The organism is Enterobacter sp. 940_PEND (assembly GCF_001059415.1).
Lineage (GTDB): Bacteria > Pseudomonadota > Gammaproteobacteria > Enterobacterales > Enterobacteriaceae > Enterobacter > Enterobacter cloacae_M.
This window is the reverse complement of the sequence record NZ_JUMS01000091.1, coordinates 37481-64240: the sequence shown is the minus strand read 5'-3', so window position 1 is coordinate 64240 and position 26760 is coordinate 37481. Positions and strand designations below refer to the sequence as shown.

At 58.1% G+C, this 26760-nt stretch carries 25 protein-coding genes; 20 read left to right on the top strand and 5 right to left on the bottom strand.

The features are described from left to right. Positions 1–158: 158 nt before the first annotated feature. Positions 159–800 (bottom strand): peptide-methionine (S)-S-oxide reductase MsrA, encoded by a 642-nt coding sequence (gene msrA / locus ADJ24_RS12615; RefSeq protein ID WP_023310171.1) that lies wholly within the window; start codon positions 798–800, stop codon positions 159–161. A 223-nt stretch (positions 801–1023) separates the two neighbouring features. On the opposite strand from msrA, the gene tamA reads away from it, so the two are divergent. From tamA to ADJ24_RS12600, 3 genes are read left to right on the top strand one after another with little or no spacing between them, the layout of a single operon-like run. Continuing rightward, on the top strand, positions 1024–2757 hold the full coding sequence (gene tamA, locus ADJ24_RS12610; RefSeq protein WP_023310172.1) for an autotransporter assembly complex protein TamA: 1734 nt from the start codon (positions 1024–1026) through the stop codon (positions 2755–2757). Beyond that, positions 2754–6530 (top strand): autotransporter assembly complex protein TamB, encoded by a 3777-nt coding sequence (gene tamB / locus ADJ24_RS12605; RefSeq protein WP_023310173.1) that lies wholly within the window; start codon positions 2754–2756, stop codon positions 6528–6530. The genes tamA and tamB overlap by 4 nt, the downstream gene beginning before the upstream one ends. Before the next feature lie 2 nt (positions 6531–6532). Further along, positions 6533–6877, top strand: coding sequence for a gamma-glutamylcyclotransferase family protein (locus ADJ24_RS12600; RefSeq protein ID WP_014830431.1), 345 nt, complete (start codon positions 6533–6535; stop codon positions 6875–6877). Between the two features lie 133 nt (positions 6878–7010). Here ADJ24_RS12600 and ppa read toward each other — a convergent pair whose 3' ends face one another. Continuing rightward, the gene (gene ppa, locus ADJ24_RS12595) at positions 7011–7541 is read right to left on the bottom strand and encodes an inorganic diphosphatase (RefSeq protein WP_008501423.1); all 531 of its coding nucleotides are present in this window, start codon (positions 7539–7541) and stop codon (positions 7011–7013) included. A 309-nt stretch (positions 7542–7850) separates the two neighbouring features. Here ppa and ytfQ point away from each other — a divergent pair, with 309 nt between their 5' ends. From ytfQ to ADJ24_RS12570, 5 genes are all read left to right on the top strand, one after another. Next, on the top strand, positions 7851–8807 hold the full coding sequence (ytfQ, locus tag ADJ24_RS12590) for a galactofuranose ABC transporter substrate-binding protein YtfQ (RefSeq protein ID WP_014882271.1): 957 nt from the start codon (positions 7851–7853) through the stop codon (positions 8805–8807). Between the two features lie 131 nt (positions 8808–8938). Continuing rightward, complete coding sequence (gene ytfR / locus ADJ24_RS12585; protein WP_008501421.1) at positions 8939–10441, top strand: galactofuranose ABC transporter, ATP-binding protein YtfR; 1503 nt, start codon at positions 8939–8941, stop codon at positions 10439–10441. Positions 10442–10451: 10 nt separating this feature from the next. Then, positions 10452–11477: a galactofuranose ABC transporter, ATP-binding protein YtfT gene (gene ytfT, locus ADJ24_RS12580; RefSeq protein ID WP_161798671.1), complete on the top strand. Its 1026-nt coding sequence runs from the start codon at positions 10452–10454 to the stop codon at positions 11475–11477. After that, positions 11464–12465, top strand: coding sequence for a galactofuranose ABC transporter, permease protein YjfF (gene yjfF, locus ADJ24_RS12575; RefSeq protein WP_023310175.1), 1002 nt, complete (start codon positions 11464–11466; stop codon positions 12463–12465). The genes ytfT and yjfF overlap by 14 nt, the downstream gene beginning before the upstream one ends. Before the next feature lie 93 nt (positions 12466–12558). After that, a complete protein-coding gene (locus ADJ24_RS12570; RefSeq protein WP_048702586.1) occupies positions 12559–14130 on the top strand; it encodes a methyl-accepting chemotaxis protein in 1572 nt (523 codons plus the stop codon). Here ADJ24_RS12570 and ADJ24_RS12565 read toward each other — a convergent pair. Further along, positions 14102–14458, bottom strand: a complete 357-nt coding sequence (locus ADJ24_RS12565) for a helix-turn-helix domain-containing protein (RefSeq protein WP_023310177.1) — start codon at positions 14456–14458, stop codon at positions 14102–14104. The two genes, ADJ24_RS12570 and ADJ24_RS12565, sit on opposite strands and share 29 nt — an antisense overlap. Positions 14459–14608: 150 nt before the next feature. Then, the gene (gene fbp, locus ADJ24_RS12560) at positions 14609–15607 is read right to left on the bottom strand and encodes a class 1 fructose-bisphosphatase (RefSeq protein WP_023310178.1); all 999 of its coding nucleotides are present in this window, start codon (positions 15605–15607) and stop codon (positions 14609–14611) included. Between the two features lie 197 nt (positions 15608–15804). On the opposite strand from fbp, the gene mpl reads away from it, so the two are divergent. Beyond that, a complete protein-coding gene (gene mpl / locus ADJ24_RS12555) occupies positions 15805–17184 on the top strand; it encodes a UDP-N-acetylmuramate:L-alanyl-gamma-D-glutamyl-meso-diaminopimelate ligase (protein ID WP_023310179.1) in 1380 nt (459 codons plus the stop codon). 95 nt (positions 17185–17279) lie between these two features. Here mpl and yjgA read toward each other — a convergent pair whose 3' ends face one another. After that, positions 17280–17831: a ribosome biogenesis factor YjgA gene (gene yjgA, locus ADJ24_RS12550; RefSeq protein ID WP_008501414.1), complete on the bottom strand. Its 552-nt coding sequence runs from the start codon at positions 17829–17831 to the stop codon at positions 17280–17282. 95 nt (positions 17832–17926) lie between these two features. Here yjgA and pmbA point away from each other — a divergent pair, with 95 nt between their 5' ends. The 11 genes from pmbA to ADJ24_RS12495 all read left to right on the top strand — a co-directional run bounded on the left by pmbA (position 17927) and on the right by ADJ24_RS12495 (position 26756). Next, positions 17927–19279, top strand: coding sequence for a metalloprotease PmbA (gene pmbA / locus ADJ24_RS12545; RefSeq protein WP_023310180.1), 1353 nt, complete (start codon positions 17927–17929; stop codon positions 19277–19279). A gap of 41 nt (positions 19280–19320) precedes the next feature. Then, complete coding sequence (gene cybC / locus ADJ24_RS12540) at positions 19321–19707, top strand: cytochrome b562 (RefSeq protein WP_008501412.1); 387 nt, start codon at positions 19321–19323, stop codon at positions 19705–19707. A 314-nt stretch (positions 19708–20021) separates the two neighbouring features. Then, positions 20022–20360: a glycine dehydrogenase gene (locus ADJ24_RS12535; protein ID WP_123244545.1), complete on the top strand. Its 339-nt coding sequence runs from the start codon at positions 20022–20024 to the stop codon at positions 20358–20360. Between the two features lie 10 nt (positions 20361–20370). Continuing rightward, positions 20371–20733 (top strand): SFCGS family glycine-rich protein, encoded by a 363-nt coding sequence (locus ADJ24_RS12530; protein ID WP_006810339.1) that lies wholly within the window; start codon positions 20371–20373, stop codon positions 20731–20733. Between the two features lie 2 nt (positions 20734–20735). Beyond that, positions 20736–21035, top strand: coding sequence for a DUF4312 family protein (locus ADJ24_RS12525; RefSeq protein ID WP_006810338.1), 300 nt, complete (start codon positions 20736–20738; stop codon positions 21033–21035). 22 nt (positions 21036–21057) lie between these two features. Further along, positions 21058–21834 (top strand): DUF4311 domain-containing protein, encoded by a 777-nt coding sequence (locus ADJ24_RS12520; protein ID WP_023310182.1) that lies wholly within the window; start codon positions 21058–21060, stop codon positions 21832–21834. A 13-nt stretch (positions 21835–21847) separates the two neighbouring features. After that, on the top strand, positions 21848–22489 hold the full coding sequence (locus tag ADJ24_RS12515; protein WP_023310183.1) for a DUF4310 family protein: 642 nt from the start codon (positions 21848–21850) through the stop codon (positions 22487–22489). Positions 22490–22531: 42 nt separating this feature from the next. Beyond that, positions 22532–23665, top strand: a complete 1134-nt coding sequence (locus tag ADJ24_RS12510) for an amidohydrolase/deacetylase family metallohydrolase (RefSeq protein WP_023310184.1) — start codon at positions 22532–22534, stop codon at positions 23663–23665. Continuing rightward, complete coding sequence (locus ADJ24_RS12505; RefSeq protein WP_023310185.1) at positions 23649–24767, top strand: DgaE family pyridoxal phosphate-dependent ammonia lyase; 1119 nt, start codon at positions 23649–23651, stop codon at positions 24765–24767. Before ADJ24_RS12510 ends, ADJ24_RS12505 begins: the two co-directional genes overlap by 17 nt. Next, positions 24764–25504, top strand: coding sequence for a 2-dehydro-3-deoxy-phosphogluconate aldolase (dagF, locus tag ADJ24_RS12500; RefSeq protein WP_023310186.1), 741 nt, complete (start codon positions 24764–24766; stop codon positions 25502–25504). Before ADJ24_RS12505 ends, dagF begins: the two co-directional genes overlap by 4 nt. A gap of 115 nt (positions 25505–25619) precedes the next feature. Further along, entirely contained in the window at positions 25620–26756 is a 1137-nt protein-coding gene (locus ADJ24_RS12495) for a lactonase family protein (RefSeq protein WP_023310187.1), read from the top strand. Positions 26757–26760 lie beyond the last annotated feature (4 nt).

Here is a 26760-nt window from a genome sequence, read left to right as displayed (position 1 = left end):
TTTCAGCGGGTAGTATAGCGTAAAGAGATGTAAATCTGCCAGAGGTCACAATTTGGCGAAGATGGCTGGCGGGGGCGGCTGGTGGATGGATGTTAAGCTATGAGACAACGCTGTCGCTTCTTTGAGCGCCACGCGGCTCGCGTGGCGCTGGGTAGGTATCAGGCCAGCTGTGGCGGCAGGCAGACGCCGATGCCTCCGATGCCGCAGTAGCCGTACGGGTTTTTATGCAGATACTGCTGGTGATCGTCCTCGGCATAGTAGAACGGTTTCGCGGTGGTGATTTCGGTCGTCACCTCGCGCGTATCGCCCGCTTCACGCATGGCCTGCTGGAAACGCTCAAGGCTGGCGCGCGCGGCGGCATCCTGTTCGGGCGTGAGCGGATAAATAGCCGAACGGTACTGTGTGCCGTGGTCGTTGCCCTGACGCATGCCCTGCGCCGGGTCGTGGTTCTCCCAGAAGACCTGCAGCAGCTGTTCGTAGCTGATTACCGCAGGGTCATAGACCACGCGCACCGCTTCCGCATGCCCGGTTTCGCCGGAGCAGACTTCGCGATAGGTAGGGTTCGGCGTGTAGCCGCCCGTATAGCCAGCCGCCGTGCTGTAAACGCCGGGTAGCTGCCAGAAGAGGCGCTCAACGCCCCAGAAACAGCCCATGGCGAACAGGGCGATTTCCATTCCCTCCGGCACGTTGGTCATGGAATGGTTATTGACGGCGTGTAAGGTCGCCACAGGCATAGGGGTGTTGCGTCCCGGTAATGCATCAGCTTGTGAAACCAGATGCTTTTTGTCGAATAAACTCACGATGGGGCCTCCCGGGGTGCGATGTTTCAGTTAAGGTTGTCACGAAGCGTTTAATTGAACACAATAAATGCGCTGAATCAGTCTAGATTTAATCATAAGAAATATTTGGGTGTTACACCCATTTTCAACCCGCGATTCGGGTTTTTGGCCACAGGCCGTATTTTGCCGCGGAGCGGCACTTCATTTGCTTCCAGGGTGGAAACAGGGATATTCAGGAGAAAACGTGACAAAAATCCGCCAGTTATGTTTAGTCAGTGTGTTGCTGACAAGCGGGATTGCCAGCGCGGCGAATGTCCGTTTGCAGGTTGAGGGGTTATCCGGGGCGCTACAAAAAAACGTGCGTGCGCAGTTGTCGACCATCCAGAGTGATGAGGTGACGCCGGACCGGCGTTTTCGCGCGCGCGTGGATGATGCGATCCGTGAAGGGCTGAAAGCGCTGGGGTATTACGAACCCACCATTGATTTCGATCTTCGCCCGCCGCCAAAGAAGGGGCGCCAGGTCCTTATTGCCCGCGTTTCGCCGGGGGAGCCGGTACTGATTGGCGGCACGAACGTCATCCTGCGCGGCGGGGCGCGTACCGACCGGGATTATCTGGACCTGCTCAGCACGCGGCCGAAAATCGGTACCGTGCTTAACCACGGTGACTACGATCATTTCAAAAAAGAGCTGACGAACGTTTCCCTGCGTAAGGGCTACTTCGACAGCCAGTTCAATAAAAGCCAGCTGGGGATTGCGCTGGATCGGCGTCAGGCCTTCTGGGATATCGACTACGACAGCGGAGAACGCTACCGTTTTGGCGATGTCACGTTTGAAGGTTCGCAAATTCGTGAAGAGTATCTGCAAAACCTCGTGCCGTTCAAAAAAGGGGATTACTACCAGTCGAGGGACCTGGCGGAACTGAACCGTCGTCTTTCCGCTACCGGCTGGTTTAACTCCGTGGTTGTCGCACCGGAATTTGATAAGTCTCGCAAAACGAAGGTGTTGCCGCTGCATGGCGTTGTCTCGCCGCGCACCGAGAACACCATTGAGACCGGTGTTGGCTACTCGACGGATGTTGGACCACGCGTGAGAACCTCGTGGAAAAAACCGTGGATGAACTCGTACGGTCACAGCCTGACCACCAGCCTGAGCCTCTCTGCGCCCGAGCAGCAGCTGGATTTCAGCTACAAAATGCCGCTGCTGAAAAATCCGCTTGAGCAATATTACCTTGTGCAGGGCGGTTTTAAGCGCACCGACTTGAACGACACCAAGCAGGACTCAACAACGCTTGCGGTCTCCCGCTTCTGGGATCTCTCCAGCGGCTGGCAGCGCGCCATTAACCTGCGCTGGAGCCTGGACCACTTTACCCAGGCCAACGTCACCAATACCACCATGCTGCTTTATCCGGGCGTGATGATCAGCCGTACCCGCTCGCGCGGGGGCCTGATGCCTACCTGGGGCGACTCACAGCGCTACTCCATTGATTATTCCAACTCCGCCTGGGGCTCCGACGTGGATTTCTCCGTCCTGCAGGCGCAAAACGTCTGGATCCGCACGCTGTATGACAAACACCGCTTTGTGATGCGCGGCAATCTCGGCTGGATTGAAACGGGAGACTTCGAGCGCGTTCCGCCGGATCTGCGCTTCTTCGCCGGGGGCGATCGCAGCATTCGTGGGTATAAGTACAAATCGATCTCACCTGAGAACGAAAAGGGCCAGCTGACCGGTGCGTCAAAACTGGCGACCGGATCGCTGGAGTATCAGTACAACGTCAGCGGAAAGTGGTGGGGCGCCATGTTTGTTGACGGCGGTGAAGCGGTGAACGATATCCGCCGCAGCGACTTTAAAACCGGCGCGGGCGTGGGCGTACGCTGGCAGTCACCCGTCGGGCCCATCAAGCTCGACTTCGCCGTGCCTGTCGGCGACAAAGATGAACACGGATTACAGTTTTACATCGGTCTGGGGCCTGAATTATGAGTTTATGGAAGAAAATAAGCCTCGGGGTGCTGATTTTTATCGTGCTGCTGCTCGGTACGGTGGCGTTTCTGGTGGGAACGACGACCGGGCTGCATCTGCTGTTTAACGCTGCGAACCGCTGGGTGCCGGGGCTGGAGATTGGCCAGGTAACGGGCGGCTGGCGCGATCTGCGTCTGAAGAACATCCGCTACGAGCAGCCGGGCGTGGCGCTGAACGCCGGGGAGTTCCACCTGGCGGTCAAGCTGGGCTGCCTGCGCGACAGCAAGCTCTGCGTCAACGATCTGTCGCTAAAAGACGTCAACGTGGCGATAGATTCGAAAAAAATGCCGAAGTCTGCGCCGGTCGAGGAGGAGGACAGCGGCCCGCTGAATCTCTCCACGCCTTACCCGATCGCGCTCTATCGGGTCGCGCTCGATAACGTCAATATCAAAATCGACGACACTACCGTGTCCGTGATGGATTTCACCTCCGGCCTGCGCTGGCAGGAGAAAAACCTCACCCTGACGCCGACGTCCCTGCAGGGATTGCTGATCGCGCTGCCGAAGGTGACCGACGTGGCGCAGGAAGAGATCGTCGAGCCGAAGATCCAGAACCCGCAGCCGGAAGAAAAGCCGCTGGGCGAAACGCTGAAAGATCTCTTCTCGAAGCCTGTGCTGCCGGAAATGACCGACGTTCATCTGCCGCTGAATCTCAACATCGAGGAGTTCAAAGGCGAGCAGCTGCGCCTGACCGGCGATACCGATCTGACGGTCTATAACATGCTGCTGAAAGTCAGCAGCATTGACGGCAATATGAAGCTCGACGCGCTGGATATCGACACCAATCAGGGCTCGGTGAATGCGTCGGGGAATGCCCTGCTGCGCGACAACTGGCCGGTGGACATTACGCTTAACAGTGCCCTCAACATCGATCCGCTGAAAGGCGAAAAGGTGAAGGTCAAAGTGGGCGGGGCGCTGCGCGACAAGCTGGACGTCGGGGTGAATCTCTCCGGCCCGGTGGACATGGTCCTGCGCGCACAAACGCAGCTGGCGGAAGCCGGGCTGCCGCTCAATCTTGAGGTTGTCAGCAAGCAGCTTTACTGGCCCTTCACCGGCGAAAAGCAGTTCCAGGCCGATGACCTGAAGCTGAAGCTGAGCGGCAAGATGACCGACTACACGCTCTCGTTCCGCACCGCGGTGAAGGGGCAGGGCGTGCCGCCCGCGAACATCACGCTGGATGCGAAGGGCAACGAACAGCAGGTCAACCTCGACAAGCTGACCGTCGCGGCGCTGGAAGGTAAAACCGAGCTGACCGCGCTGCTTGACTGGCAGCAGGCGATCAGCTGGCGCGGCGAGCTGAAGCTGACGGGCATTAACACCGCCAAAGAGGTGCCGGACTGGCCGTCGAAGCTGGATGGCCTGATTAAAACCCGCGGCAGCCTGTACGGTGGTACGTGGCAGATGGACGTGCCGGAAATCAAGCTCACCGGGAATGTGAAGCAGAACAAGGTTAACGTTGAAGGCTCGGTAAAAGGCAACAGCTATCTGCAGTGGGTTATCCCGGGGCTGCACGTGGCGCTGGGCCGCAACACGGCGGATATCAAAGGCGAGCTGGGGGTGAAGGATCTCAACCTGGACGCCACCATCGACGCGCCGAATCTCGACAACGCCCTGCCGGGTCTGGGCGGCACGGCGAAAGGTCTCGTGAAAGTGCGCGGTACGGTGGAGGCACCGCAGCTGCTGGCGGACATTACCGCCAATAACCTGCGCTGGCAGGAGCTGAGCGTTGCCCGCGTCCGCGTGGAAGGGGATGTGAAATCCACCGATCAGATCGGCGGTAGCCTGAACCTGCGCGTGGAGCGCATTTCTCAGCCGGACGTGAACATTAGCCTGGTCACCCTGGACGCCAAAGGGAACGAGAAGCAGCACGACCTCCAGCTGCGCGTGCAGGGCGAGCCGGTCTCCGGCCAGCTTCACCTCACCGGCAGCTTCGACCGCAAGGAAGAACGCTGGAAAGGGACGCTGGACAACACCCGCTTCAATACGCCGGTCGGGCCGCTGGCGCTCTCGCGATCCATTGCCCTCGACTACCGCAATGCCGAGCAGAAGATCAGCATTGGGCCACACTGCTGGACCAACCCGAATGCGGAGCTGTGCGTGCCGCAGACCATCGATGCGGGTGCGGAAGGGCGCGCGCAGATCAACCTCAATCGCTTCGATCTGGCGATGCTGAAGCCGTTTATGCCGGACACAACCCAGGCCAGCGGCGTCTTCAGCGGGAAAGCCGATGTGGCCTGGGACACTACCAAAGAGGGGCTGCCGCAGGGCAGCGTCACGCTGTCAGGGCGTAACGTGAAGGTGACGCAGGAGGTCAACGACGCGCCGCTGCCGGTGGCTTTCGACACCCTGAACCTGAGTGCCGATCTGCATAACAATCGCGCACAGCTGGGGTGGACGATCCGCCTGACCAACAACGGTCAGCTGGACGGGCAGGTCCAGATTACCGATCCGCAGGGACGGCGTAATCTGGGCGGCAACGTCAACGTCCGTAACTTCAACCTGGCGATGGTGAACCCGATTTTCGCGCGCGGGGAAAAAGCGGAGGGTATGCTGAACGCTAACCTGCGCCTGGCCGGTAACGTGCAAAGCCCGCAGCTGTTCGGTCAGATGCGGCTCAGCGGCGTGGATATCGACGGCAACTTCATGCCGTTTGACATGCAGCCCAGCCAGATAGCGATGAACTTCAACGGCATGAGCTCGACGCTGAGCGGCTCGGTATTGACGCAGCAAGGGCAAATCAACCTGAGCGGCGACGCGGACTGGAGCCAGCTCGACAACTGGCGCGCCCGTATTGCCGCGAAGGGCAGCAAGGTGCGCATCACCGTACCGCCGATGGTGCGCCTGGACGTCTCGCCTGATGTGGTCTTTGAAGCCACGCCAAGCCTCTTCACGCTTGACGGACGCGTCGACGTGCCGTGGGCGCGCATCGTGGTTCACGACGTGCCGGAAAGCGCGGTCGGCGTCTCAAGTGATGAAGTTATGCTCAATGAAAATCTGAAACCTATAGAACAGAAGAGCGCGGGCATACCGATTAATAGCAACCTTATCGTGCACGTGGGGAATAACGTGCGGTTGGATGCGTTTGGGCTGAAGGCGAGGCTCACGGGCGATCTGAAAGTGGCGCAGGATAAACAAGGGCTTGGCCTGAACGGGCAGATCAATATTCCTGAAGGGCGTTTCCACGCCTATGGTCAGGATCTGATTGTGCGCAAAGGCGAGCTGCTGTTCTCCGGTCCACCGGATCAGCCCCTGTTGAACATCGAAGCGATTCGTAACCCGGAAGCGACGGAAAACGACGTCATTGCTGGCGTTCGCGTCACCGGTTCCGCCGACGAGCCGAAGGCGGAGATCTTCTCTGACCCGGCGATGTCGCAGCAGGAAGCTCTCTCTTATCTGCTGCGTGGACAAGGTCTGGACAGCGGACAAAGCGACAGCGCGGCGATGACCTCGATGTTAGTGGGTCTGGGGGTTGCACAAAGTGGGCAGGTTGTGGGTAAAATCGGCGAGACGTTCGGCGTAAGCAATCTGGCGCTGGACACCCAGGGCGTGGGTGACTCCTCGCAGGTGGTGGTCAGCGGCTATGTACTGCCGGGTCTGCAGGTAAAATATGGTGTGGGGATCTTTGACTCACTGGCAACTCTCACGTTACGCTATCGCCTGATGCCCAAGCTATATCTGGAAGCAGTGTCCGGCGTAGACCAGGCACTTGATCTGCTCTATCAGTTTGAGTTTTAGCAATGCGAATATTTGTCTACGGCAGTTTACGAACCAAGCAAGGCAACAGTCACTGGATGACCAATGCCCTGCTGCTGGGGAATTACAATATCGAGAACTACCAGTTGTACAGCCTGGGCCACTATCCAGGCGCGGTTCCGGGCGAAGGAACAGTACAGGGTGAAGTCTATCGTATTGATAACGCGACGCTTGCCGAACTTGATGCCTTGCGCACCAGGGGCGGTGAATACGCACGCCAGTTGATCCAGACGCCGTACGGAAGTGCGTGGATGTACGTCTACCAGCGTCCGGTCGAAGGGTTAACGCGGATTGTAAGCGGTAACTGGTTAGACAGAGACCAGTACTGAAAAAAAACAACGCCACCGTGAGGTGGCGTTGTTTTTTTGCGTCTCTTGCCGGGTAAGCGTAGCGCCGCCAGGCGAAACTCTCCAGCCATAAAAAAGCCCCGACTGGCGGGGCCTTCATTAACAGCAGTAAGAATTACTTCTTAGCAGCGCGTTCGAAAGAGGCGATGATTTCTGCTTTCGCCGCTTCTGCGTTGTCCCAGCCGTCAACTTTAACCCACTTGCCTTTTTCGAGATCTTTGTAGTGCTCGAAGAAGTGAGTGATCTGCGCTTTCAGCAGTTCTGGCAGGTCGTTCACATCTTTGATGTGATCGTATTCTTTGCTCAGCTTGGTGTGCGGTACCGCAACCAGCTTCGCATCTTCACCGGATTCGTCGGTCATTTTCAGCACGCCAACGGGACGGCAGCGAATCACTGCGCCTGGCTGCAGTGGGTATGGCGTTGGGACCAGCACGTCAACCGGGTCACCGTCCAGAGACAGGGTGTGGTTGATGTAACCGTAGTTGCACGGATAGAACATCGCGGTAGACATGAAACGGTCTACGAACAGGGCGCCGCTCTCTTTGTCCACTTCGTATTTGATCGGATCTGCGTTAGCCGGGATTTCGATAACTACGTAGATGTCTTCTGGCAGTTCTTTACCTGCTGGGACGTTGAGTAAGCTCATGTCGGTGTCCTTTAAAATGGATGGTAAACAAGTGGCAGGTATTATAGCCAACTCGCGCTGAATGTCTCCGCCTGTTTTCGCCTTCTCTCCACGTTCTTCCCACTTTTCAGACCGTTTCCATGACAGAAAAATCCATAAACTCAGCCGCATTTTTCATGGAGAAATGAAAGCGATTACAAACTTGTGATTAACGTTTTATTCACTTTTCTGAAGTGTGATGTAACGCAATTCGTTACATATTTCATGGGCTATAGTCATTCCGCAGAACATCTTTTAACCAACAATAACTCACCCTACGAGGACGTTCATATGTGGAAGCGCTTACTCCTGGTCACAGCCGTTTCGGCAGCCATGTCGTCTATGGCGATGGCCGCTCCCTTAACCGTAGGTTTTTCGCAAGTCGGCTCTGAATCTGGCTGGCGAGCGGCAGAAACCAACGTGGCGAAAAGCGAAGCTCAGAAACGCGGTATTACCCTGAAAATCGCCGATGGTCAGCAAAAACAAGAGAATCAGATCAAAGCCGTGCGCTCCTTTATCGCCCAGGGCGTGGATGCCATCTTTATTGCCCCCGTCGTGGCGACCGGCTGGGAACCCGTCCTGAAGGAAGCGAAAGACGCTGAGATCCCGGTCTTCCTGCTCGATCGTTCCATCGACGTCAAAGACAAATCTCTCTATATGACCACCGTGACGGCCAACAACGTGCTGGAAGGGCAGTTAATTGGTGACTGGCTGGTAAAACAGGTCGACGGCAAGCCGTGTAACGTCGTTGAGCTGCAGGGTACCGTCGGGGCGAGCGTGGCCATCGACCGTAAAAAAGGCTTTGCTGAAGCCATCGCGAAAGCGCCAAACATCAAGATTATCCGCTCTCAGTCCGGCGACTTTACCCGCAGCAAAGGTAAAGAGGTCATGGAGAGCTTCATCAAGGCTGAAAACAACGGCAAGAACATCTGCATGGTTTACGCCCACAACGATGACATGGTGATCGGTGCGATTCAGGCCATTAAAGAAGCGGGCCTGAAGCCGGGCAAAGATATCCTCACCGGCTCTATCGACGGCGTGCCGGACATCTATAAAGCGATGATCGACGGCGAAGCCAACGCCAGCGTGGAGCTGACGCCAAACATGGCGGGCCCGGCATTCGACGCGCTGGAGAAATTCAAGAAAGACGGCACGATGCCGGAGAAAGTGACGGTCACCAAGTCCACGCTCTACCTGCCTGACACGGCGAAAGAAGAGTTAGAGAAGAAGAAAAATATGGGCTACTAAGACCCCGCCCCTCACCCCAGCCCTCTCCCCGGAGGGGAGAGGGAAAAAGGCAGGGCGGAGCTGGATATTAACAATTGGCACGATCAATCCCCTCTCCCCTCCGGGGAGAGGGTCAGGGTGAGGGGGAAACCATGACCACTGAACAACACCAGGAAATCCTCCGCACAGAGGGCTTAAGCAAATTCTTCCCCGGCGTAAAGGCGCTGGATAACGTTGATTTCAGCCTGCGGCGCGGTGAGATCATGGCGCTGCTGGGCGAGAACGGTGCGGGAAAATCGACGCTGATTAAATCCCTCACCGGCGTTTATCACGCCGATCGCGGCACCATCTGGCTGGAAGGCAACGCCATTTCGCCGAAAAATACCGCCCACGCCCAGCAGCTGGGGATCGGGACGGTGTACCAGGAAGTAAACCTGCTGCCGAATATGTCGGTGGCGGATAATCTGTTTATTGGCCGTGAGCCGCGACGTTTTGGCCTGCTGCGCCGCAAAGAGATGGAGGCGCGGGCGACAAAGCTGATGGAATCCTACGGCTTCTCCCTCGACGTCCGCGAGCCGCTGAACCGCTTTTCCGTGGCGATGCAGCAGATCGTCGCCATCTGTCGCGCGATAGACCTCTCGGCAAAGGTGCTGATCCTCGACGAACCCACCGCCAGCCTCGATACCCAGGAGGTGGAGATGCTTTTTACCCTGATGCGCCAGCTGCGCGATCAGGGCGTCAGCCTGATCTTCGTTACCCACTTTCTCGATCAGGTATATGAGGTAAGCGATCGCATCACGGTGCTGCGCAACGGCAGCTTTGTCGGCTGCCGCGAAACCCGCGAGCTGCCGCAGATCGAACTGGTGAAAATGATGCTGGGCCGCGAGCTGGAAACCAACGCCCTTCAGCGCGCCGGGCGCACGCTGCTGAGCGAGAAACCGGTCGCCGCGTTCAGCGATTACGGCAAGAAAGGCGTGATATCGCCGTTTAATCTGGAAGTCCGCCCGGGCGAAATTGTCGGGCTGGCGGGCCTGCTGGGATCGGGACGAACCGAAACCGCCGAGGTGATCTTCGGGATCAAACCGGCCGACAGCGGCAGCGCGCTGATCAAGGGCAAACCGCAAACCTTACGATCGCCGCATCAGGCCTCCTGCCTGGGCGTCGGCTTCTGCCCGGAAGACCGAAAAACGGACGGTATTATTGCCGCGGCCTCGGTGCGGGAAAATATCATCCTGGCGCTGCAGGCCCAGCGCGGCTGGCTGCGCCCGATCCCCCGTAAAGAGCAAAACGCCATCGCCGAGCGCTTTATCCGTCAGTTGGGTATCCGCACGCCGAGCGCGGAACAGCCCATCGAGTTCCTCTCCGGCGGCAACCAGCAGAAGGTTCTCCTCTCCCGCTGGCTGCTGACCAAACCCCAGTTCCTGATCCTCGATGAACCAACCCGCGGCATTGACGTGGGGGCGCACGCCGAAATTATCCGGCTTATCGAAACCCTGTGCGCGGACGGTCTGGCGCTGCTGGTTATTTCGTCCGAGCTGGAGGAGCTGGTGGGCTATGCCGATCGCGTCATCATCATGCGCGATCGCAAACAGGTGGCAGAGATCCCGCTGGATAAGCTGTCCGTTCCGGCGATCATGAATGCCATCGCGGCATAAGGAGTAAATCGTGATGCCCCGTTCGCTTTCGCAAACCGGTGAGTCAAAGCGCCGATTCAGCTGGCCAACCGGCACGCCGCAAATCGCAGCGCTGCTGGTTGTTCTGCTGGTTGATAGCCTGGTCGCGCCGCATTTCTTCCAGATTATCGTGCAGGATGGTCGCCTGTTTGGCAGCCCGATAGACATTCTAAACCGTGCCGCGCCGGTGGCGCTGCTGGCCATCGGGATGACGCTGGTCATCGCCACCGGCGGGATTGACCTTTCCGTCGGCGCGGTGATGGCCATCGCCGGGGCCACGGCAGCCTCCATGACCGTATCCGGACACAGCCTGCCGGTGGTACTGCTGGCGGCCTTAGGCACCGGCGTGCTGGCCGGATTATGGAACGGCATTCTGGTGGCGGTGCTGAAAATTCAGCCCTTTGTCGCCACCCTTATCTTAATGGTGGCCGGGCGCGGCGTGGCGCAGCTGATTACCTCCGGACAGATTGTCACCTTTAACTCGCCGAGCCTGGCGTGGATCGGGAGCGGCAACCTGCTGTTCTTCCCGACGCCGGTGATTATTGCCCTGGCCACGCTCGTTGTCTTCTGGCTTTTCACCCGCAAAACGGCGCTGGGCATGTTCATTGAAGCCGTCGGGATCAACATCCGCGCCGCGCGCAACGCCGGGGTTAACACCCGCCTGATGGTGATGCTGACCTACGTGCTGAGCGGCGTCTGCGCCGCCATCGCCGGGGTCATCGTCGCGGCGGATATTCGCGGGGCCGATGCCAACAACGCGGGACTCTGGCTGGAGCTGGACGCGATCCTCGCGGTAGTGATCGGCGGCGGGTCGCTGATGGGCGGGCGCTTTAACCTGCTGCTCTCGGTGATAGGCGCGCTGATCATTCAGGGAATGAACACCGGGATCCTGCTCTCGGGGTTTCAGCCGGAACTCAACCAGGTGGTGAAAGCGGTGGTCGTGCTTTGCGTGCTGATCGTCCAGTCGCCGCGCTTTGTCAGCATCATTAAGGGGATCCGTGGCCATGATAAAACGTAATTTACCGTTGATGATCACGCTGGGCGTGTTTGTGCTGGGGTACCTCTACTGCCTCACCCAATTCCCCGGTTTTGCGTCGACGCGCGTGATTTGCAATATCCTGACCGATAACGCCTTTTTAGGCATCATCGCCGTCGGGATGACCTTTGTGATCCTCTCCGGCGGGATCGATCTCTCCGTCGGGTCGGTGATCGCGTTTACGGGCGTGTTCCTCGCGAAGGCGATCGGCTTCTGGGGGATCTCTCCGCTGGTGGCGTTTCCGCTGGTTCTGGCGATGGGCTGTGCGTTTGGCGCCTTTATGGGGTTGCTGATCGACGCGTTAAAAATTCCGGCGTTTATCATTACCCTCGCGGGAATGTTCTTCCTGCGCGGGGTGAGCTATCTGGTGTCGGAAGAGTCGATTCCGATTAACCATCCGGTGTACGACACGCTCTCCAGCCTGGCCTGGAAAATTCCCGGCGGCGGTCGTCTGAGCGCGATGGGGCTGCTGATGCTGGGCGTGGTGGTGATTGGCATCTTCCTCGCCCACCGTACCCGGTTTGGCAATCAGGTGTACGCCATCGGCGGTAGCGCCACGTCGGCAAACCTGATGGGGATCTCCACCCGCAGCACCACCATCCGCATCTATATGCTCTCGACCGGCCTGGCGACGCTGGCGGGTATCGTCTTCTCGGTGTATACCCAGGCGGGCTATGCCCTTGCAGGCGTGGGCGTGGAGCTGGATGCGATTGCTTCTGTGGTTATCGGCGGCACGCTGCTGAGCGGTGGGGTCGGTACCGTGCTGGGAACGCTGTTCGGCGTGGCTATCCAGGGGCTGATACAAACCTATATCAACTTTGACGGCACGCTCAGCTCCTGGTGGACGAAAATCGCCATCGGCATTCTGTTGTTTATTTTTATTGCCCTGCAGCGCGGTCTTACGGTGCTCTGGGAGAACCGCCAAAGCTCACCTGTTACCCGCGTAAACACATCGGTAACAGAGCGATAACACGCTGAATTTGCTTAAAGTCTAAACATTTTCCGGTAGCGGCCGATACTCTTTTTTTATGCCCAGAAATATCTCGCTACCGGAAATAATATCATGCTTAAAACGCTATCGATTCGTACCGGCTTGCTCTCTTTACTGGCCGTTATGACCCTTCTGCTGCTGATTGTCAGCGGCATTGGCATTTATGCCCTCACACAGAGTTCTTCTTCACTGCAGCGTATTAATCACCTTCAGGGTGAGCAGATGGTGCAGCTTAATTCAGGCTATACGCTGATCCTGCGCGCGCGCAATGAGGCGGGCCAGGCCGTCCGCATGATGGAAATCGGCATGCTGGACGATGCGGCCAAAGCGGTAAAAAACATCAATCAGGAAGTTGCCCTGGCCCAGAAAACGCTGAAAGGCGTGATCGACGGCGGCGTGGCTGACGAGCAGGGGCAACAGCTGCTCGATAAAGTGGCGGCCAGCCTGGCGACCTATAGCCAGCAGGGGATCAACCCGATGCTGAAAACCCTAAATGACCAGAGCGCGGACGGGTATTACGATCTGCTGGAGAAGACGCTGATTCCGGTGGCGAAGCAGTTTGATAACGATATGCAGGCGTTTCAGAAATGGAGCGAAGCGCGTGGTCAGGCGGAAGTGAGTGCCGTGCAGGCGAGCAAAACCCGCGTCCTGATCCTGATTATCGTCGCCGCGCTGCTGACGGCGGGCATTATCGTGCTCGCCTGGCTGGCGCTGCGCCATATGCTGCTCAAGCCGCTTTCGGCATCGATCGCCCAGCTGGAGAACGTGGCGGCGGGGGATTTAACCCATACGCTGAATGCCCCCGCGAGCCAGGAATTTAACCGCCTCAACGCGGTGATAGAGCAGATGCGACAGTCGCTGATGAACTCGGTTATGCGGGTACGCGATGCCAGCGCGCAGATTGACACCGGCAGCCGCGAGCTGACGCTGGGGAACCGCGATCTTGCCGAGCGTACGGAATCCACCGCCACGTCGCTGGAGCAGACGGCGGCCAGCATGGAACAGATCACCGCGACGGTGAAGCTCAACGCCGATAACGCCGAGCAGGCGCACCAGCTGGCGAAGTCGGTGTCCGACACGGCCGATCACGGCAGCGAAATGGTCTGCTACGTAATTGAAAAAATGCGCGATATCTCGGGCAGCTCGGCGCGCATCGCCGACATCCTGAGCGTGATCGACGGTATTGCCTTCCAGACCAATATTCTGGCGCTTAACGCCTCCGTGGAAGCGGCGCGCGCGGGCGAGCAGGGGCGCGGGTTTGCCGTCGTCGCGGGCGAAGTGCGAAACCTTGCCAGCCGCAGCGCCGACGCGGCGAAAGAGATCCGATCGCTTATCAGCGATTCGCAGACCCACGTTAACGAGGGCAGCGAGCTGGCCCAGCAGGCTGGCGAAACCATGGACGAAATCGCAACAGAAGTGCTGCGCATGACCAAATTGATGCGTGAGATTGCGACCGCGTCTCAGGAGCAGAGCCGTGGTATTGAGCAGGTGAATATTGCGGTGAATCAGATGGACGAAACCGCGCAGCAGAATGCGGCGCTGGTGCAGCAATCCTCCGCCGCGACCCGCTCCCTTGAGGAGCAGTCGCGTCAGCTGATGGAAGCCATGTCATCATTCAAAGTGACGACTCAGACCGCTGCATAATATTACCCAGCCCCGGTACGTTCTGTTCCGGGGTTTTATTTTTTCCGGAATTAACTGCCGCAATATTATCGTGAATATCACCCATTAATATTTCCAGCGAACTGGTTAAGGCTAACGCTTTTTCCGTCGGTTCAAGGTATAAACCTTTGCGGAAAAATAACGGTTCATCAAAGAGTTGATTAAAACGCTTTAAGGCCAGGCTCACCGCCGGACGTGACATCTCCAGACGCAAAGAGGCTTTTGCCATGCTGCCGCAGCGGACGACTTCAATAAATACAGGGATAAGATTTAAATCAATGCCGGTATTAGCACGGGAATAATTTTTCATTACGTTTCTGCTCCACGAAATATCTGTCAAACTGTTATGGAAATAATGCAGGAGCAGTGGTGAATATTAAAGCATGTTTTTTATAAACACTTATACGGTAAAATATATAAATGACCAGAGGAGCCAGAACGGCTCCCCTGTAGAGAGGCATTACGCGTCCGGGTACTCGCGGATAAAACGTTCAACGTCTTCAACCATGTGGTTGTTGCCGACGAAGAATGAACGGCGCTGGTGAAGGCTTTCCGGCACGATATCCAGAATGCGCTCTTTACCGTCGCTCGCCTTGCCGCCCGCCTGTTCGGCGAGGAACGCCATCGGGTTGCACTCGTACAGCAGACGCAGCTTCCCGTCCGGGTGGCTGGCGGTGCTTGGGTAGAGGTAGATACCGCCTTTCAGCAGGTTACGGTGGAAATCCGCGACCAGAGAGCCAATATAGCGCGACGTGTACGGGCGCTGGGTCGCTTTATCTTCTTCCTGGCAGAATTTAATGTACTTCTTCACGCCGTTCGGGAAGCGGATGTAGTTGCCTTCGTTGATGGAGTAGGTGTTGCCCTTCTCCGGGAAGCGCATGCGTTCCTGGCTCAGGCAGAAAACGCCCAGGGAAGGATCGTACGTAAAGGCGTGAACCCCGCATCCGGTGGTGTACACCAGCATGGTGGAGGAGCCATAAACGACGTAACCGGCAGCAACCTGGTTAATGCCCGGCTGCAGGAAATCTTCTTCGGTCACCGGCGTGCCAACAGGCGTGACGCGGCGGTAGATGGAGAAAATGGTACCGACAGAAACGTTAACGTCGATGTTTGAGGAACCGTCGAGCGGATCCATCAGAACAACGTATTTAGCGTGTTCACACCCTTCGAAAACAACAATTTCATCTTCTTCTTCAGAGGCGATACCCGCAACGATGTCGCGCGCGCGCAGTGCAGCTTTCAGTTTTTCATTTGCGAACAGATCGAGCTTCTGTTGAACCTCGCCCTGAACGTTCTCGGCACCGCTGGCACCCAGGATATCGACCAGACCGGCCTTGTTGATATCGCGGTGGATGATCTTAGCGCCCAGCTTTATTGCCGACAGCAAAGCAGTGAGTTCACCGGTAGCATGAGAGAACTCGTGCTGCTTTTCGACAATAAATTCACCTAACGTTTTCATAACACTTTCCCTGCATCTTTGTGAGTAGAGCGATTGTATGTTCACTAAAACGACTAAAGCCCAACAATCTTAACAAATATTCAAATAGTAGCGCAGAGGTGAATCGCGCCAGCAGGATACGGATTTTCCTGAAATGCGTTTCACACCCGCTAACATGTGAGTAAAATGTGCGCCACATTGAAGAAGGATAGTGACGTATGCGCATTCATATATTGGGGATTTGTGGCACTTTCATGGGCGGACTGGCAATGCTGGCGCGCTCGCTGGGCCATGAAGTGACGGGTTCGGACGCCAATGTGTATCCGCCAATGAGCACACTTCTGGAGAAACAGGGCATCTCGTTAATTCAGGGCTACGATGCCAGCCAGCTGGATCCCGAGCCGGACCTGGTGATCATCGGCAACGCTATGACCCGCGGTAACCCGTGCGTTGAGGCGGTACTGGAACGCAATATTCCGTTCATGTCCGGTCCGCAGTGGCTGCATGACTTCGTCCTGCGTGACCGCTGGGTGGTTGCCGTTGCCGGTACCCATGGCAAAACCACGACCGCGGGCATGGCGACCTGGATCCTCGAAGCCTGCGGCTACAAGCCGGGCTTCGTGATTGGCGGCGTACCTGGAAATTTCGACGTCTCCGCACGTCTGGGCGACAGCCCGTTCTTCGTGATCGAAGCCGACGAATACGACTGCGCGTTCTTCGACAAGCGCTCCAAGTTCGTGCATTACTGCCCGCGCACGCTGATCCTCAACAACCTTGAGTTCGACCACGCGGATATTTTTGACGACCTGAAAGCGATCCAGAAACAGTTCCACCACCTGGTGCGCATTGTTCCGGGCCAGGGGCGCATCATCCTGCCGGAAAACGACATCAACCTGAAGCAGACGATGGCGATGGGCTGCTGGAGCGAGCAGGAGCTGGTGGGCGAGCAGGGCCACTGGCAGGCGAAGAAGCTCAACGCCGATGCCTCCGAGTGGGAAGTGCTGCTCGACGGTGAAAAAGTGGGTGAGGTGAAGTGGGGCCTGGTGGGCGAGCACAACATGCACAACGGCCTGATGGCCATTGCTGCGGCGCGTCACGTGGGCGTTCAGCCTGCGGATGCGGCCAATGCGCTAGGTTCGTTTATCAATGCCCGTCGCCGCCTGGAGCTGCGCGGTGAAGCCCACGGCGTTAGCGTGTATGACGATTTCGCGCACCACCCAACGGCCATTCTGGCGACGCTTGCCGCCCTGCGCGGCAAGGTCGGCGGGACGGCCCGCATTCTGGCGGTGCTGGAACCGCGCTCGAACACCATGAAGATGGGCATCTGCAAAGACGATCTCGCGCCGTCATTAGGACGCGCCGATGAGGTCTTCCTGCTGCAGCCGCAGCATATTCCGTGGCAGGTGGCGGAAGTGGCCGATGCCTGCATTCAGCCTGCGCACTGGAGTGCGGATGTGGATGCGCTCGCGGATATGGTGGTGAAAGCCGCTCAGCCTGGCGACCACATTCTGGTGATGAGCAACGGCGGTTTTGGTGGGATCCATCAGAAGCTGCTGGACGGTCTGGCGAAGAAAGCGGAAGCGGCAGCCGCAGAGTAAAAAAAAGCCCGGTGGCGCTTACGCTTACCGGGCCTACTTTCCCGTGTTTCCTCCTTCGCCCCTCCGGGGAGAGGGCCGGGGTGAGGGGGAAGAGATTACTCTTCGTTCTCAGACAGCTCGCGCAGATACTGGAAAATCAGGCGCGCAGACTTCGGCGGCTTATTCCCTTCTTTCTCTTTCTTCGCGTTGCGGATCAAGGAACGCAGCTGCTGGCGGTCGGCATCCGGCCACAGGTTCAGCACTTCCGGCACGGCGTCATCACCCTGTTCAATCAGACGATCGCGGATCTGCTCCAGCTTATGGAACAGCGCAACCTGCTGGTTGTGGCGGTTTTTCAGCTTGTCCAGCGCCTGGCGGATCGGATCGACGTCGCGCTGACGCAGCATTTTCCCGATAAGCTGAAGCTGGCGACGACGGCCTTCTTTTTTGATTTTCTGTGCCAGTTCAATGGCATCGCGCAGATCCTGGTCGAGCGGGATCTTGTCCAGCGCGTTTTTACCCAGTTCTACCATTTCCGCGCCAAGCTGTTTTAACTCTTCGGCGTCACGTTTAATTTCACTTTTGCTGACCCAGATGATCTCATCATCTTCGTCTTCGATGTCATCACCGGGAACGTCGTCGAGCCAGTCTTCGGGCTGCTTAGTCATGTCAGGCTCCTTAAAAAAAGAGGCTAATGTTACCAGTTAAGACGCGCACTGAAAAACGGTTCTCTGTTAGACTTCAGTTAACTCTCTCTTACAGTATGGCATTTGCGATGAAAGTAACCTCACAAGTTGAAGCGCAGCGTAAGATTCTGGAAGAAGCCGTCTCCACCGCGCTGATGCTTGCTTCAGAAAAATCAGATGGCGCCGAAGTGGCGGTCAGCAAAACCACCGGCATCAGCGTAAGTACCCGCTATGGTGAAGTGGAGAACGTAGAATTCAACAGCGATGGCGCGCTTGGGATCACGGTGTATCACCAGAATCGCAAAGGCAGCGCGTCATCCACCGATCTCAGCCCGGATGCCATTGCCCGCACGGTGCAGGCGGCGCTGGATATCGCCCGTTATACCTCCCCGGATCCTTACGCAGGCGTGGCGGATAAAGACCTGCTGGCGTTTGACGCGCCGGATCTCGATCTTTTCCACCCGGCGGAAGTGACCCCGGACGAAGCGATCGAACTGGCCGCGCGCGCCGAGCAGGCTTCCCTGCAGGCCGATAAGCGCATCACCAATACCGAAGGCGGCAGCTTTAACAGCCATTACGGCATCAAAGTCTTCGGCAACAGCCACGGCATGCTGCAGGGCTACTGCTCCACCCGTCATTCGCTCTCCAGCTGCGTGATCGCCGAAGAGAACGGTGACATGGAGCGTGACTACGCCTACACCATTGGCCGCGCGCTGGGGGATTTGCAGTCTCCTGAGTGGGTGGGTAAAGAGTGTGCCGAACGCACGCTGTCACGCCTGTCGCCGCGTAAACTCTCCACCATGAAGGCCCCGGTCATTTTTGCCAACGAAGTGGCAACCGGTCTGTTTGGCCATCTGGTGGGCGCTATCGCGGGCGGCTCGGTTTACCGTAAATCGACCTTCCTGCTCGACTCGCTGGGCAAGCAGATCCTGCCGGAATGGCTCACCATTGAAGAACATCCGCACCTGCTGAAAGGGCTGGCCTCCACGCCGTTCGACAGCGAAGGCGTGCGCACCGAACGTCGCGATATCATCAAAGACGGTATTCTGACCCAGTGGCTGCTGACCAACTACTCCGCGCGCAAGCTGGGGCTGAAAAGCACCGGACACGCTGGCGGCATCCACAACTGGCGCATTGCCGGACAGGGTCTGAACTTTGAGCAGATGCTGAAAGAGATGGGCACCGGTCTGGTAGTCACCGAGCTCATGGGCCAGGGCGTAAGCGGCATCACCGGAGACTACTCGCGCGGCGCGGCGGGCTTCTGGGTGGAAAACGGCGAAATCCAGTATCCGGTGAGCGAAATTACCATCGCCGGTAACCTTAAGGACATGTGGCGCAATATCGTTACGGTCGGTAACGATATTGAAACACGTAGCAATATACAGTGTGGTTCTGTACTTCTGCCGGAAATGAAAATCGCCGGTCAGTAATATCCGTAAAGGCGTTTTAATAATAAAAAAGGAAGTGAGCAATGCGTAAACATCTGTTAGCGATCGTCGCGGCTTCAACGCTGGTTCTTGGCTCTTCTGCGTTTGCTGCCGATCTTGAAGACGACATGGGCATCCTCGGTCAAAACCTGAAGGTGGTGCAGAAAACCGACAATGCGGCTGAAATGAAAGACGCGCTGACCAAAATGCGTGAAGCGGCGCTGGACGCACAAAAAGCGACGCCTCCTAAGCTGGAAAGCAAAGCGGCAGACAGCGCAGAGATGAAAGACTACCGCCACGGCTTTGACGTGCTGGTCGGCCAGATCGACGGCGCGCTGAAGCTGGCTAACGAAGGCAAAGTGAAGGAAGCCCAGGCGGCGGCCGAGCAGTTTGTGACGACCCGTAACACGTATCACAAGAAATACCGTTAACCGATCGCGCATCTGACAAACAACCAGCGGGGGCCAGCGGCTCCCGTTTTTTTACGCGGTAATAAGTAAACCCTATCGCCATCACATTTTTGCGTCACCACGCCTGAACGTTTCGTTTCCCTTGCGCGCGTTTTGCCGCTGGAATACGTGATATTCATCACGCAAATACCGGGATTAATTCAGATTCACCGCATTTATGTGGCACAGATCACTGCTGCGGCTCGCCTTTCCACTTCGAAGTGGAAAACAACTCGCTACAAACAATTCCCCCCCAACGTTAGTTTTATTCCAGAGCCATTAACGGGGTAAGACCAGTGATTAACGGAGCGGTAATGAAGGACGTTGGGGAACAGGCGGAGCAAACAGAACAGCTCGCGAACACCATGCTGCAGCAGGTTTATGCCCTGCTGGCCCGGAACAACATCATCCCCAATGCGGTACAGGAGCAGATGCTCACCTCCCACGTGCGCGCCATGGCGCACCGGTCCGTGACCGGCGAGCCGCTGCCGGAGGTTGAAGCAGAGCTGTTTGACGAAATTTCACCGGATTCAATGCGGCTCGCCCGTGAAGTGGTCGCGCAGTTTGGCAATCTTCCTGATGAAGAAGCCTGGCTGCTCTCCGTTCACTTTGAAGTCGCGAAAGACAACCTTTAAGGAGCAACACATGGAACAGATTACAGTCGTGATTGGCGATCGCCTGGGTAAAGGTCAGAAAGTGGCTGCCGGTGTGGAAAAAGCAGGTGGACGCGCGGTGGTCGTACCGGGCATGGCGGCGGACATGAAGCTCGGCGACGTGATGAAAGCGGAAAACGCCACCTTCGGCATCTCATTCTGCGGCAGCGGCGGCGCGGGTGCCATCACCGCCCAGACTAAATATGGCTACAAGGCCAAATACGGTATGCGTTCCGTGGATGAAGGCGTCACCGCCATCAACGAAGGCTGCAACGTGCTGGGCTTCGGCTTTATGGATAAAGAAGAGCTGGGCGAGCGTCTGGTGCAGGCGTGGCAGAAGAAATACGGCGCATAAGCATGAAAGAACAGTTCACAACCACGGTGAGAGTGAAGGGCAAAGGCGACGCCAAAGCGCGCGCCTTTGCCGACGCGCTCAACCACGTTCAGGCCGCGGTGATGAAAGCCTCACCGCATATCTTACTGCGTATTGAGCCACAGGATGTGCAGGTCGTTCAGGCGCAAGAAGCGGTGCGAAAAGAAGCCTTTCTGTTCTTCTTTCTGCGCCGGGAAAGACGCACCTACAGCGTGGAGCTGGATGTGACCGTCAACGTGACCGCTATCAATCTTGACCAGGTGGATTTCGTCACGCAACGCTGATTATTCATAAAAGGGCAGACTGATGTTCTTAATTATATTAATAAAATCGCTCATCATTGGCGGCCTGGTTGGCGTCGGTGTCGGAGCCGGGGCTGCACGCATGTTTCATGCGCCTACCACTCAGGGTATGGGCGCGTTTCGTACGTTGGGGGAACTGAACTCCTGTGAAGGGGATCCGGCGTCCCACTTCTCCTTTGGGTTAGGTTTCTTCTTTAACGCCTGGGCCTCTTCCGTGGCCGCAGGGGCTTTCACACAGGACGTTGACCACCGCATCATCCCGAACTGGGGTGCTGCTGCACTGATGATCAAAAACCGTAACGTCGGCGAAACGCTGCACGACCCGCGCAAAATGGCAATTGCCTGCGGCGTGATTGGCATGCTCGTCGTCACCTTCCTGAACCTGACCGCCTCCTCCGTTCCGGCAGCGCTTCAGGTCACCGCCGTGAAGGTGCTGGTACCGGCGGCGAACCTGCTGGTGAACACCGTGATGCCGGTGATCTTCTGGCTGGCGGCCATCGATGCGGGTAAAAAATCGGGCTTCTGGGCCACCATCTTTGGCGGCGCGGCGCAGCTGATCATGGGCAACGCCGTACCGGGCCTGGTGCTGGGGATCCTGATCGGGAAAGGCGTGGAAGAGAGCGGCTGGAACCACGTCACCAAAGTGATGATGGCGGCTATCGTTCTGCTCTTCGTGCTGAGCGGCTTCTTCCGCGGCTTCGACATGAAGATGATCGAATCCTTCCATCTGACCGTGCCGAACTGGCTCGACATGATCCACAACTCGCTCAGCGGTAAATAACAGGAGCCTCTACATGGAACAGAATAAAGGTTTTTGGTATGCCGACTGGTCGTTCCCGATCTTCGTTGGCCTGCTCTCCTCCGGCGTGTTTGCCGGGACGCACATGTACTACCTCTACGGCATCGGCGCGTTTAACGAAGTGGCCTTCGTAGCGATGCTAAAAGCGGGGATCGATACCGGCGTCTACGGCGCGGTGGCGGCGTTCGGCGCGAGCTTCCTGTTCGCCCGTATTATCGAAGGGTCGCTGGTCGGTATTCTCGACATCGGCGGCGCCATCCAGACCGGCGTGGGCCTCGGCGTTCCGGCGCTGCTGCTGGGCGCGGGGATCATGTTCCCGGTGACCAACTTCATTGCCGCGCTGATTACCGGCCTGGTGATTGGTCTGGCGATTGGCTACGTCATCATCCTGGCGCGTAAGTTCACCATCAACCAGAGCAACTCCACCTACGGCGCAGACGTGATGATGGGCGCGGGCAACGCCTCCGGCCGCTTCCTCGGGCCGTTGATTATCCTCAGCGCCATGACCGCCTCCATTCCTATCGGCGTCGGTTCCCTGCTGGGGGCGCTGGTGTTCTACATCTGGCAGAAGCCGATCACCGGTGGCGCCATTCTCGGCGCGATGCTGTTGGGCTGGCTGTTCCCGGTCGCCCTTTAATACCCGCGGGCGCTAAGGCGCCCGCCTTATCAGGAGATCCTCATGTTTGATTTACTCCTGCGCCGTGCGCGCCTCGCCGACGATACCCTGACCGATATCGCCATTCAGGACGGGAAAATTGCCGCGACGGGCGACATTGACGCTCCCGCGCATAAAACGGTTGAGCTTAACGGCGACGTGTTCGTCAGCGCAGGCTGGATTGACTCCCACGTTCACTGTTACCCGAACTCCCCGATTTACCACGACGAGCCGGACAGCGTGGGTATTGCCACCGGCGTCACCTCCGTAGTGGACGCGGGCAGTACCGGTGCCGACGACGTGGATGATTTCTATAAAATCACCCGCAGCGCCTCCACTGAGGTATTTGCCCTGCTGAATATCTCCCGCGTGGGGCTGATTGCCCAGAACGAGCTGGCCAACATGGCGAATATCGACGCCGACGCGGTGAAGCAGGCGGTGAAGCGCCACCCTGATTTTATCGTCGGCCTGAAGGCGCGCATGAGCAGCAGCGTGGTCGGTGAAAACGGCATCACGCCGCTGGAGCGCGCCAAAGCCATCCAGAAAGAGAACGGCGACCTGCCGCTGATGGTGCACATCGGCAACAACCCGCCGAACCTCGACGAAATTGCCGAGCTGCTGAGCTCCGGTGACATCATCACCCACTGCTACAACGGCAAGCCCAACCGCATTCTGACGCCCTCCGGCGAGCTGCGCGCCTCCATCACCTCCGCCCTGAAGCGCGGCGTGCGTCTGGACGTCGGTCACGGCACGGCGAGCTTCAGCTTTGAGGTGGCGAAACGCGCCATCGCGATGGGCATTCTGCCGCACACCATCAGCTCGGATATCTACTGCCGCAACCGCATCAACGGTCCTGTCGGCTCGCTGGCAAGCGTGATGTCGAAGTTTCTCGCCATCGGCATGTCGCTGCCGCAGGTGATTGACTGCGTGACTGCGAACGCCGCCGACGGCCTGCGCCTGGCGCGCAAGGGCCGCATTCAGCCGGGTCTCGACGCCGACCTGACGCTGTTCACGATGAAACGCCAGCCGACGGTGCTGACGGATGCCGAAAACGACAGCCTGCAGGCTGAACACATTCTGGTGCCGCTTGCCGCGATCCGCGCGGGCAAGGGCTACATGACCGAACAAGGGAGCACGGAACATGCCTTCGATTTATGAGAAGTACAACTTAAAGCAGGTGATCAATACCTCCGGCCGCATGACGGCGCTGGGCGTCTCCACGCCGCGCCCGGAAGTGGTGCAGGCGGCGATGGACGGCATGAATCACTATTTCGAGATGAAGGATCTGGTCAATAAAACCGGGGAATACATCGCGAAGCTGCTGGATGTGGAAGGCGCGACGGTGGTTTCCTGCGCGTCGGCGGGCATAGCCCAGTCGGTGGCGGCGGTGCTGGTAAAAGACAGCGACTGGCTGCTGGAAAACCTGCACGTGACCCCGATTGAGAACAACGAAATCGTCCTGCCGAAAGGCCACAACGTAAACTTTGGCGCGCCGGTGGGCACCATGGTGGCGCTGGGCGGCGGCAAGCTGGTGGAGGCGGGCTACGCCAACGAATGCTCTGCCGATCAGCTGGCGGCGGCGATCACTCCGCGCACGGCGGCGATCCTCTACATCAAATCTCACCACTGCGTGCAGAAAAGCATGCTCAGCGTCGGGCAGGCGGCGGTGGTGGCGCGCAAGCACGATCTCCCGCTGATCGTCGATGCGGCGGCGGAAGAAGATCTGCACGCGTACTACCGATCCGGCGCCGATCTGGTGATCTACAGCGGCGCGAAGGCGATTGAAGGCCCAACCAGCGGGCTGGTGATCGGCAAAACCCAGTACGTTGAGTGGGTGAAGCGTCAGACCGCGGGCATTGGCCGCGCGATGAAGGTGGGCAAAGAGGGGATCCTCGGCCTGACCTGCGCCATCGAACACTACCTTATCGCGACCAAAGAGAGCGGGGCCGAGATGGTGGCGAAGATGACGCCGTTTATCGAGGCGCTCAACACCCTGAACGGCGTGACCGCGCGCGTGGTCTGGGACAGCGCCGGTCGCGATATCGCCCGCACCGAGATTAAGTTTGATGAAGCCACAACGGGCGTCGGCACGGGCGATCTGGTGGCGAAGCTCAAGCAGGGCGAATACGCCATTTACTTCCGTGGCTACAAGGCCAACGAAGGGATTATCGAGGCGGACGTGCGCAGCGTGAATGCTGACCAGCTGAACATCGTCTACCGCCGCATTTGCGAAGTATTAGGACAGGAGAAAAAAGCATGAAACTGACCCCTAACTTTTACCGTGACCGCGTCTGCCTGAACGTGCTGGCAGGATCGAAAGCCAACGCCAGCGCCATTTACGAGGCGGCGGAAGGTCACGTGCTGGTGGGCGTGCTCTCCAAAAATTACCCGGACGTGGCGAGCGCCGTTGCCGACATGCGCGAATACGCCGCGCTGATTGATAACGCGCTCTCCGTCGGCCTCGGCGCGGGGGATCCGAACCAGTCGGCGATGGTGAGCGAGATCTCCCGTCAGGTGCAGCCGCAGCACGTTAACCAGGTCTTTACCGGCGTGGCCACCAGCCGCGCGCTGCTGGGGCAGAATGAGTCGGTGGTCAACGGTCTGGTCTCTCCAACCGGCACCGTCGGGATGGTCAAAATCTCCACCGGACCGCTGAGCAGCAACGCTCCGGACGGCATTGTGCCGGTTGAAACCGCGATTGCCCTGCTGAAGGATTTCGGCGGCAGCTCCATCAAATACTTCCCGATGGGCGGCCTGAAGTGCCGTGACGAGTACAAAGCGGTGGCGGAAGCCTGCGCCCGTCACGACTTCTGGCTGGAGCCAACCGGAGGTATCGATCTGGAAAACTATGAGGAGATCCTGCAGATCGCCCTCGACGCGGGCGTGAGCAAAATCATCCCGCATATCTACAGCTCGATTATCGACAAAGCCAGCGGCGATACGCGCCCGGAAGACGTGCGTACGCTGCTGGAAATGACGAAGAAGCTGGTGAAGTAGTATCTGCCCTCACCCTAACCCTCTCCCAAAGGGAGAGGGAAACTTTACCCCCCTCTCCCTTTGGGAGAGGGCCGGGGTGAGGGAAAACAAACCGCACAAACCTGAAGGAGCCACCATGCATACCCGTACCCTGCTTGTTGCTTCACTCTCAATGTTCGCCACCGCCGCTATCGCCCAGACGCAGTACGCCTGGGTGGGCACCTACAACCCCAACGGCGAAGGGTTGTACCGCTTTACCGTTGACCCGCAAAGCGGCGCGCTGGCAAATAAAACGCTGGTGAGCAGGCTGCCGAACGCCGCGCAGCTGGCCGTCTCGCACGACGGCAAAACGCTGTATCTGGCAAGCGAGGTGGAGCAGGGCGTGGTGCAGGCACTGCGGGTGGGGGATAACGGCCAGCTGAGCGAGCTGAATCAGGTGGCCTCCGGCGGCGCGGGGCCGGTTTACCTGTCGCTGACGCCGAACGGTCGCCATCTTCTGGTGGCGAACTACGTCAGCGGATCTATCGCAGTGCTGCCCGTTAAAGCAGACGGCAGCCTGGGTGAGGCTACGGATAAGCATCAGGATCAGGGCGAGCCGGGCGCGGCGAAGCCGGAAGCGGCAGCGGAGGGCAGCTTTGCCATCAGCGATCATAACGGCCCACACGCGCACATGATCGCCGCCGATCCGAGCGGGAAATACGTCTTTTCCACCGATCTTGGGCTGGATCGCCTCTACCAGTACCGTTTTGACGATCGAACAGGGAAGCTGACGCCGAACGATCCGCCGTTTATCAACGCCTCCTCAAAAGGCGCCGGGCCGCGCCACTTTGTTTTTACGCCAAAAGGCGATGCCCTGTGGCTGATTAACGAAGAGGCGTCTACGCTCACCCATTATACCGTGAGCGCCAACGGCACCTTAAAAGAGGGCAAAACGCTTTCAGCCCTGCCGGAAGGCTACAAAGGCACCAGCTTTGCTGCCGGGCTCGCATTAAGCGCCGACGGTAAACAGCTGTATGTGGCTAACCGTTTGCATAACAGCATCGGGCACTTTACCGTAACAGCGGAGGGAACGCTGACGCATCAGGACGACGTCTGGACGCGCGGCGACTACCCGCGCACCCTGACGCTCGATAAGCAGGGGCGCTGGCTGTACGTCATGAACCAGCGCAGCGACAACATCACCCGTTTCCGCGTGGCGCAGGGCGGGAAATTGAGCTTCGAGCCAGACTATACCCCGGTCGGCAGCCCATCCCAGATGGTCATTTCACCTTAAGCTG

Excerpts from the sequence above, each read along its gene's own strand:
- tamB (WP_023310173.1), top strand. The coding sequence starts at position 2,754 with ATGAGTTTATGGAAGAAAATAAGCCTCGGGGTGCTGATTTTTATCGTG.
- ADJ24_RS12600 (WP_014830431.1), top strand. The coding sequence starts at position 6,533 with ATGCGAATATTTGTCTACGGCAGTTTACGAACCAAGCAAGGCAACAGT.
- ppa (WP_008501423.1), bottom strand. The coding sequence starts at position 7,541 with ATGAGCTTACTCAACGTCCCAGCAGGTAAAGAACTGCCAGAAGACATC.
- ytfQ (WP_014882271.1), top strand. The coding sequence starts at position 7,851 with ATGTGGAAGCGCTTACTCCTGGTCACAGCCGTTTCGGCAGCCATGTCG.
- ytfR (WP_008501421.1), top strand. The coding sequence starts at position 8,939 with ATGACCACTGAACAACACCAGGAAATCCTCCGCACAGAGGGCTTAAGC.
- yjfF (WP_023310175.1), top strand. The coding sequence starts at position 11,464 with ATGATAAAACGTAATTTACCGTTGATGATCACGCTGGGCGTGTTTGTG.
- ADJ24_RS12570 (WP_048702586.1), top strand. The coding sequence starts at position 12,559 with ATGCTTAAAACGCTATCGATTCGTACCGGCTTGCTCTCTTTACTGGCC.
- ADJ24_RS12565 (WP_023310177.1), bottom strand. The coding sequence starts at position 14,458 with ATGAAAAATTATTCCCGTGCTAATACCGGCATTGATTTAAATCTTATC.
- fbp (WP_023310178.1), bottom strand. The coding sequence starts at position 15,607 with ATGAAAACGTTAGGTGAATTTATTGTCGAAAAGCAGCACGAGTTCTCT.
- mpl (WP_023310179.1), top strand. The coding sequence starts at position 15,805 with ATGCGCATTCATATATTGGGGATTTGTGGCACTTTCATGGGCGGACTG.
- yjgA (WP_008501414.1), bottom strand. The coding sequence starts at position 17,831 with ATGACTAAGCAGCCCGAAGACTGGCTCGACGACGTTCCCGGTGATGAC.
- pmbA (WP_023310180.1), top strand. The coding sequence starts at position 17,927 with ATGGCATTTGCGATGAAAGTAACCTCACAAGTTGAAGCGCAGCGTAAG.
- cybC (WP_008501412.1), top strand. The coding sequence starts at position 19,321 with ATGCGTAAACATCTGTTAGCGATCGTCGCGGCTTCAACGCTGGTTCTT.
- ADJ24_RS12530 (WP_006810339.1), top strand. The coding sequence starts at position 20,371 with ATGGAACAGATTACAGTCGTGATTGGCGATCGCCTGGGTAAAGGTCAG.
- ADJ24_RS12525 (WP_006810338.1), top strand. The coding sequence starts at position 20,736 with ATGAAAGAACAGTTCACAACCACGGTGAGAGTGAAGGGCAAAGGCGAC.
- ADJ24_RS12520 (WP_023310182.1), top strand. The coding sequence starts at position 21,058 with ATGTTCTTAATTATATTAATAAAATCGCTCATCATTGGCGGCCTGGTT.
- ADJ24_RS12515 (WP_023310183.1), top strand. The coding sequence starts at position 21,848 with ATGGAACAGAATAAAGGTTTTTGGTATGCCGACTGGTCGTTCCCGATC.
- ADJ24_RS12510 (WP_023310184.1), top strand. The coding sequence starts at position 22,532 with ATGTTTGATTTACTCCTGCGCCGTGCGCGCCTCGCCGACGATACCCTG.
- ADJ24_RS12505 (WP_023310185.1), top strand. The coding sequence starts at position 23,649 with ATGCCTTCGATTTATGAGAAGTACAACTTAAAGCAGGTGATCAATACC.
- dagF (WP_023310186.1), top strand. The coding sequence starts at position 24,764 with ATGAAACTGACCCCTAACTTTTACCGTGACCGCGTCTGCCTGAACGTG.
- ADJ24_RS12495 (WP_023310187.1), top strand. The coding sequence starts at position 25,620 with ATGCATACCCGTACCCTGCTTGTTGCTTCACTCTCAATGTTCGCCACC.